Genomic DNA, 9,136 nt, shown 5'->3' with positions numbered 1-9,136 from the left:
CTACTTTAAAAACCTATATTTATGTGTAAGCATGGCATATACTTGGATAATAATCTTAGGAGCAGACTGTTCTAAGAATAAAAAAAGTAAAATTATAGGTGCTACAAAAAAGATACATAATAAAGTTGTTAGAATATATAGCTTATTTACTTCTGGTATGAAATGGTTCAATAGATGTTATGATTCTTCTGCCAAGAAGTACAAGCTCAGATTTGATTTTGTACTTTATGATATATAAGTTATTCAATTGGGGAATAATTCCTTTAAATGTTCAAAGGGGACGTTTGATTATTTTTACTTCAATAAATTTCATATTTATGAATATATATGATTATAAGATTTTTATTTTATTAATTACCATTGTAATTATAATGAAATATATAAATTATTTAGAAATTAAGCGTGCTTAATACAAATGACTGTCCGTAAGTCAGGGCTTAGCAGTAGAAAAGTATTTAGTATATTTGTTTGAAATGCTTGCAAATGCAGAATTTAAAGAACGTGATATATTAGAAAAATGTATGCCGTGGGCCGAAAACATTCCAGATGAACTGCGCATTAAGACTACCAAATAATTATCTCTATATAAAATTGTACCCAACAGAGAATATAAGTTTTTCCGTTGGGTTTATTTTATCATTTAAATTTTGCTACTGCTACGCGTCGATTCTTTTACGCTTACGAAAATAATTATATTGAGTTACAATGTAATAGCAATGAATTTGTATCAAAAGGACTCATAATAATTTTTGATACCACATCAAGAGTATCTCAACTAGGGATATTAGTTGAAAGTACTACGAATATATTAAAGCTTAGGATAATAAAAAAGGAATTTAAATTGAATACGTTTGGAATTGAAATAAAAGATATAATTATAGAGAATCAGAAGAAAGGTAATATCATAGATGTAAGTGATAAATCAGAAAAAAATAATTTCAGTAAAATATCTATAAGGAATGTAAATGAGTATCTGGAAATTATTAATCTCTTTAATTTAGATAAAGATATTTTGTTTAGAGGACAGTCAGATTTATCCTTTAAATTAGAACCAAGTATATATAGAAGAAATTATACTGAAAATAAAGAAGCAGAAATTTATAAAGAAATTATAAAAAATAATTTAAAAGAAATAAATTCAGGAAGAACTCTTTTAGATAATGTTGTGGATATGCAACATATAGGGGTGTCAACTAGGTTACTAGATTGGACAAGTAATCCATTAATTGCACTATTTTTTGCAGTGTCAGAAAATGAAGATAAAGATGCTCATGTATTTGCACATATAGCTGAAAAAATTTATAATTTTAATGATGAAGTATTTCGAAATATATCAATTATATTAGAAGATTACTTCAAAGTTAATAATATAACAGAGAAGGACAAAGAGATTCACACTTTTATTAAGGAGATTATTGAAAAAAAGCAAAATTGTATATTTATAGAAACGACATATAATAATTCCAGAATAAGAGCACAACAAGGTTATTTTTCAATCCTTATTGAAATTCGAGATAAATACATAAAATATTTAAAAAAAGGAATTCTAGATTCAGCGAAATATTCCAAATGTATTGAACAACCATTTTTACGTAAATTATTAGATTTTGATTTTAGAGGAAAAAGTAATAAGGAAATTGAAGCATATATTGAAAATTTAAGTATAATAGCTGATAAAAGAGAAGAATGGAATAGCAAAGAATTCTTAGAATATTTAAAATATAATAAGTTTTTTTCTATAAATAAGGAAGGAATAAATAAAACCTATATTGAACTGAATAAGGATGTTTGTGAATTTATAATTCCAAGTGAATATAAAAGATTAATAAGAAAACAACTAAATTTATTGGGTATAAATCATGAAAATATATATCCAGATATACAGGGATTAGTACTACATATAAAAGATAAATATGAAAGTATGGTGATATAATTATGAAGTATAAAGATGCAAGAAAAAGAAATCTGATGGTTAAATTATTTAAGAAATATTTAGAAGAAAGTAAATTAAATAATATAGAATTTGAAAAGGGGGATATAGCTAGTATCTTATACTTTAAGCAAGCTGATATTAATAGTTTTATATTAGATTTTTTTCAAGAAACGTCAAATACAAAGTTTAAGATAACAGATGAATGTATTGAGTATATAAAAAATTTGAAAAACAAATATGATATGTATGTAGCTCAAAATGAGATATTAAAGGAGGAATATATTAAGTTATATAATATCTTAAAAAGTTGTTTTGACTCATTTAATATTGACCATAAAACTTATGATGAAAATATAGGAAAGGCTATTGAATTAGCAATTAAACTACATCATATATATATGCCAATATATTCTGAACAAATGATTATTAATAGAGGTTGTTTACCAGAGGATGACATTAATGAATATTATAATCATTTTCATGCTATAGAAGATTTGTACTATGAGTTAATTGGAAATGGTAGGAATTGGAAAAATGTTGATGGAGATATAAATCTAGATAAGGATATGAGTTTTAAGGTATACACAGCAAGATGGGGATATGAAGACACATATACTATAAGAAGAACTTATGAAGGTTGGTATGTAGGACATATTTCGATTAAAGGAAAAACAGAAAAGAATGGAACAGGAGCACTTGAAGCAAATTTAGATCATGATAGTGTTTGCTATCCTAAAGATGGTATTGAATATGCATTTGAAACATTGTGGCAAGAGGCAGATACAACTTCCATGAGTTATGAGGAATTACAAAGTAGAGTTCAAGATATTGCCGATTGGATTAGTGAAGTTGAAAAAGCTACACATAAATATCAACCTGATTGGTGCTTGTATTATTAGCAATCTAATAAACCAATTTCTATCCTATTATCCATATACTTAGTAGATTAATTCTAGGAAGTTGGTTTATATTGAGAATATATGCATAAGAATAACTAATATATAATTATAGGAGATTATTATGAAAATATATTTTGACAATGAGGGGCTAGTCGAGAGCCAAGAATTTGATAATAACAAAGAATTGCAGTATTGTTTGTTTTCAAGTATAAGTATGGTATATCCTTTTATAAAATATGAAGAAGAATTAGCACAAATTAATGATTATTGTTTTTTTATTTTATATGAATTGGAAAATAAATTAAAACATATAATAAAAGATTCAGAAGGAAAATTTGAATTAGTAAATGGATATAAAGATGAAAGAGATTATAGTGTGGAAGAAATTGATGAAATTTTTGATCCAGTGTATATGTTTTCGCCAGTTAATGTATGGGAAAAACTTTCACAAAATATAAATAAATGTACAATGTTGCTTTTGGTATTGTCATATTTGGAAAGTTCATTAAATGAGATTACGAATTGGTTTTGTAAAGAAAGATCAATTTCTATAGGTCGAAAAGAAAAAGGAGACAATGAAGTGTTATTTTATATTAAAAAGATAAGTGAGTGCTGTGATTTAAATTTAACAGAAATCTTAAAAAAAGAATTAGATTATTTAAATTATGTTAGAAAAATACGAAATCAATTTGTACACAAAGAATGGGATCAAGTTGAAAAGAAGTATACAAAATTTCATTTATGTGATGTCTTTAATGCAGTATCATTAATTTTTAGTGCTATAGAAAATGCAGCTTTTAATGCTTGTATTATTTCATAATCATAGTAATGAGATAATCTGATACAGAGTAAATATTCAATCAGATAATTTAATATGTACATGTTGTGATAATTAGGTCAGCTAAAATGATAGAATCATAATAAAAAATAATATTCATTTTTTGAAAGTAGATTGAGATATATTCAGTTGCAAGAGGAGGAGGAATCTTAATGGCACTGGAATCTGGTGGAAGGGCTGACAAGCTAGGAAATCGTCATGAGGGAAGATGGCTTGTAAAACAGCTTTTACGGTTATTAAGAGAAGAACTAAAGTCTGTAACGATAGAAACTATTGGTGATGATGAGCATGGTGTTGATATTTGGATACAGTATAAAGATGGAGTTAGGCAAGCTCAACAATGCAAAGCAAGAAATGGAAGTAATGAACATTGGACAATTGGAGATTTAAAACAAAAAAATATTTTAAAAAATATGAAGTATCAATTAAGTAGAGATAAGAGTTATGAATTTATGCTTGTTTCTGGAGTAGGTTTTACAGTTCTGGCAGATGTATGTGAAAGTGCTCGTATGTCAGATGGAAATTCAGAAAATTTCTATCAATATCAGATTATTGAAAAAGGTAAGTCAAGAACAAAGATTTATAGTGATTTTTGTATTTGTTTAGATTTAGATCAAAACAAAAAAGAAAATAGAGCTGAAGTTTTTGATTACCTTAGGAGATTGAAAATAACTGTTTATTTAGGTGATTATGAAAGTAAACAAGATTTATTAACAGAAATCAGTATTTTGTTTGCAGGAGATACAGAGTTTATTTATAATACATTGATAAATTATGCCAATGAAAATGATAGACTTGGTAACCCAATTTATTGCGATGACTTATATAATTTTCTAATGAAAAATGGAGCTATACCTAAGTTTCTGACTAGAGATACTAGAATACTTCCAACAATACAGAAACTTAGAATAGACTTTAAAGAATCAATTTCTCAAAATTTAATAAATAGAAATATTATTTCTAGAAATGAAACTGCTGAATGTTTTGAAGCGTTGAAAAAAGGTGGACTAGTTATCTTACATGGAAATTCTGGGATTGGCAAAAGTGGCGTGTTGCTAGAAGTGATAGAAAAATTAGAACTAGAAGAAATATCCTATCTACCACTGAGAGTGGATAGAAAGATACCGAAAAATTCCACTTTGCAATATGGTAAAAGTATGGATTTACCAGATTCACCGGTTCAGTGTATAAGTGCAGTTTCAGGGACAAAACCATGTATTTTAATAATTGATCAACTTGATGCTGTAAGATGGACTAGTAATCATTCGATGGATGTTATGGATGTTTGTAAGGCATTAATCAGAGAAGTATTATCATTAAGAAGAATTGGCAAAGATATCAAAGCTTTAATAGCTTGTAGGAATTTTGATTTAAATCATGATCCAGAGATAAGAAATTGGTTAACGCTTCAAAATAAAAATAATGAAGAAGTATGGAATAGAATAGAAATAAATAAATTACCTACAGAAAAGATTATTTCCACCATAGGAGATTTTTATTATAATCTGACATTTGAACAGAAGGAATTATTATCAATTCCACAAAATCTTGCTATGTGGTGTGAAATAAGTAAAGAAAATAAAGATGTTAATTTTACTACATCAATTGATTTATTAAGGCAATTTTGGAATAAAAAAATTAAGGATATTGAAAAAGAAACTATAAATTTTACTAATCTTAAAAATACTTTAGATGGATTTATTAATTATTGTGAAAAAATGGGAAAATATCTATGCCTTTAAGTTATGTAAGAACATTTTCTGACAAGGTAATTACTGCTATGCAATCAAATGGAATAATACAGCAACAGGATAACATTATTAGTTTTTGTCATCAGAGTTATTTGGATTTTCTTTTGGCTGAAAAAGTTGTGAATGAAATCGCTGAAGGAGGAGACATACTTACTTGGATTGGAAATAAGGAAAGTCAGACACTTTTTAGGAGAGAACAACTTCGGCAGGCGTTAAACCTATTATTTGAGGAATCTCAAAAAAAATTTACTAAAATAGTAAATGATATTCTATTTGCTGAGAATGTTAGATTTAATTTTAAACATTTGGTATTGGAGGTTATTGGTCAAAGCAACAATCCTAATAGGTATCTAGAAAATATTATCATAGCCCTTGTTGAAGATCTATACTGGAAGCAGCATGTAATAAATACAACTATTATTAATAATGAATTTTTTGTGAGGCTTTTAATAAAAAAAAATATTATAAATAGTTGGTTAAATTCAAAAGACAAAGAAGAAGTAAATCAAGGTGTGAATATTCTAAAATCTGTTTGCAAAAAGATACCTGATGAAATTGCGGAAATTTTAAAACCACATATAGATGAAAGTAAAGAGTGGAATAGAACAATAAATTACATTTTAGGAGAAGATATAGAAAATGATTCAGAATCGTTATTTGAAATAAGAATTGATATGATGAGAAAAAAAGAATATCCGAATTTTGTTAATTGGAAAAATATTTGTTCAAAGGTACCAATTAAGACATTAATACTCTTAAAAACAGCATTAAAACTTTTAATTAACAATGAAATTGATGATGATAATATTCAGTTTCAGAGAAATAGATTATTTAGCTGGTATAGTGTGGATATGGAGGCACTTTTAATGATTGCTGATAATGATCCATTTTCTGTATGGAATATTTTAATAGATGAATATGTAAATTTGGCTATATATAAGTTGGATGTATCTTACATAAATTATCAGTTACTTTATGATAATTCTAAATATGGTCAAATACAAATAGAAAAAGGGATAATGAAACTACTTATCAGAGCAGGAATAAATCTAGCTCAGAATAGTTTTCAGATTCTTATAGATAAAATTAATCAAATTATGTTATATAATTCAGCAACAATGAATGCAATAACAGCTAAAATATTATCTGGTATATCTAAAGAATATGCTGATATGGCAATTGGTTGGTTAGTGGAGGATATTACAAGAATTGAAGTCGGTAATAGTATTGGTGGTTCTCACTGTTTATTAGCAAGTCAAATAATTCAGAATCAAAGTCCCTATTGTTCCGAAAATATATTTAGCATTATTGAAGATAAAATATATAATTACCATGAGATTAATGAAACTAAAAATGCTAAATATTATTTAGAAATTAGAAGAATGGGATACTATCACCATTATTGGGGAAAAACTCAGTTTTTGCTCTTATCATGCTTAGATAAGAAAAGAATTAATAAAAAAACATTTGAATTATTGAGAGTGTTAGAAAGAAGATATATAGGTTGTACTAGAGAAGATATTATGGGAGGAATAAAGTTGGATACACATTGGATTAAATCTTCTATAGATAAAAATCTTTTAAAGATAAGTGAAAAAGCTTGGCTTAAAATCATAAAGAATAAAAATATTTCTTTTGATTATTTTGGAAAAACAAAATCCATTAATGAAGAATATGATGTTGAATCATCAATATTTCAATTTTCAAGTAGTTTGTTAATTGTTGCAAAGTATTATCCTGAAAGATTTGCAAAATTATTATTAAAGTTTCCAAAAGAAACTCATCCTTTATATATAGTTGCAATACTTGATGCTTTAAGGTTACTTAAGGTAGATGATAATTTTCCTGAAGAAATTAAAAAAACTTGGCAACCAGCATCAATAGAAACAATTATAACCGTTTTAAAAAAGATTAAATGCTTAAATGACAGAAACGTTGCAATTTCTTTTTGTAGGCTGATTAGTGAAAGAGCAGAAGAAATATGGCCAGTAGAAATAATAGATATGTTAATATTGTTGGCGATAAACTTTCCTGATCCTCTAAATGGAAAACTTGATTTATGTGATGCTAACTGGGATGGAAATATGGACAATGTAACAATACACACTCTATTCGATAATACAATTAATTGTGTGAAAGGGCTAGCAGCAGATGCAATTGGGAAATTACTCTGGAATAATAAAGATTTGCTTGATAAGGTAACGCCTGCAATTGAGGCACTTATTCAAGATCCTCATCCAGTTGTTAGAATGTCATCAGTGTTTGCCCTTATGCCTGTTATAAACATTGATATAAATAAGGCAGTGAAGTGGTTTAATATTGCTGTAAAAGATGATTTAAGGGTAGCTGGAACTTATTATTCCATAAAGTTTATTAATTACATTATAAAAACTCATACAGAAGCAATTTCATTAATAATAGATAAAATGCTTTTATCATCAAATGAAGAAATTTTGGAAAAAGCATCAGAAATGATTTCAACATATAATATATTATATGGAATATTTGATGAATACTTAGAGAAATGTTGTAATGGAACTGTAAGTCAAAAAAAGGCTGTAATATTAAAAGCATCTCAGTTGATAGCTGAACCTGATTATGCTGGGAAATGTAGAGAAATAATAGAAAAATTCATAAATGATGACAATGAAGAAGTAAGAAAACAAACTGGTTTTGCATTTTATAAAGATATACTTGAAGTTAAAGATAATATAAAATTTGTAAAGAAATATATTTTATCTAAATCTTTTTTTGATAATACAATATTGTTGCATATATTGCTTGACTATAAGGACGATTTGTTAGATTTTTCTGATATAATTTTTGGTATATGTGATACTGTTTCCAAAATACGTAATAATGAACTTAAAGAACGATCTAGAAGTTTAAATTATAGTGTTGAAGATATATCAGAATTATTATTAAGACTTTATGATCAATCTTTTGACTACGATGATAAAATTTTTTATAAGTGTCTTGACGCATGGGATGATATGTTTGAAAGCGGAATTTTACACGTAAGGAATTTAACAAGAAGTATAGGAATCTAATCAATCTGATTAATTTTGTGAACTTTTATTAGAAATATAATATTTATTAAACTGTAACATATATAAGTGTAATATGATAGTCTGTTACAATAATTAATAAAATCCATAATAGTGTGCCTTATAAAATAGATTAGCTTATTGATTTAGAAATTACAAATTGATAATGAAATTAAATTCAAATTATATCACTGTAAATTTTCGAATGGTGACAATCCAGGGACCAGAGTTTTAGATTTATATGAAGTGTGTGGACAAGCAGAAAAATCAGTAATTTGTAGGCAAGATACTAAAAATATTATTACTAGAATGATTAAGAGAGAATGATAGAATTAGGAAGAGTAAAGTCTCAAGGTTTGAAAAAGGAGACATAAGAAGTTAAGAGAAATACAAAATAAACTAAGAATTTATAACTCAACTATGGATGTATGTGTAGTTTAGCAAGGGATAAAGGCTACAAAGATATCGCCTGATATGGAAAGATTATTATGTGGTACCAGTGCTTATCTATCTGATACATATGGATTGATCTTTAAGTTAATATGTAGCTAAGTATTTTGTTGTAGGAATGTCTCAACTGTACGTAAAATAAATCATTAAAAATATTTATATATGAAGTATATATAATTGGGAAAGGAAAATTCATATAAATACATAATATTTTGTGG

The 9,136-nt window shown here is 26.6% G+C and carries 5 protein-coding genes and 1 pseudogene; all 6 read left to right on the top strand.

The genetic code is table 11. From position 1 onward, the window contains the following. A pseudogene (locus tag CLPUN_RS12690) lies at positions 1-238 on the top strand (IS4 family transposase); the annotation flags it as partial. A 384-nt stretch (positions 239-622) separates the two neighbouring features. Further along, positions 623-1,933, top strand: a complete 1,311-nt coding sequence (locus tag CLPUN_RS12685) for an FRG domain-containing protein (protein WP_077847644.1) — start codon at positions 623-625, stop codon at positions 1,931-1,933. 2 nt (positions 1,934-1,935) lie between these two features. Continuing rightward, a complete protein-coding gene (locus CLPUN_RS12680; RefSeq protein WP_077847643.1) occupies positions 1,936-2,832 on the top strand; it encodes a hypothetical protein in 897 nt (298 codons plus the stop codon). A 121-nt stretch (positions 2,833-2,953) separates the two neighbouring features. Next, a complete protein-coding gene (locus tag CLPUN_RS12675) occupies positions 2,954-3,652 on the top strand; it encodes a hypothetical protein (RefSeq protein ID WP_077847642.1) in 699 nt (232 codons plus the stop codon). A gap of 170 nt (positions 3,653-3,822) precedes the next feature. Then, the gene (locus tag CLPUN_RS12670; protein ID WP_077847641.1) at positions 3,823-5,412 is read left to right on the top strand and encodes an NACHT domain-containing protein; all 1,590 of its coding nucleotides are present in this window, start codon (positions 3,823-3,825) and stop codon (positions 5,410-5,412) included. Further along, the gene (locus tag CLPUN_RS12665) at positions 5,403-8,471 is read left to right on the top strand and encodes a hypothetical protein (protein WP_077847640.1); all 3,069 of its coding nucleotides are present in this window, start codon (positions 5,403-5,405) and stop codon (positions 8,469-8,471) included. Before CLPUN_RS12670 ends, CLPUN_RS12665 begins: the two co-directional genes overlap by 10 nt. Positions 8,472-9,136: the final 665 nt, after the last annotated feature.

The sequence above is a fragment of the Clostridium puniceum genome (assembly GCF_002006345.1).
Lineage (GTDB): Bacteria > Bacillota > Clostridia > Clostridiales > Clostridiaceae > Clostridium > Clostridium puniceum.
Note: the sequence above shows the minus strand (reverse complement) of the source record. Positions and strands in the feature narration are given on the sequence as shown.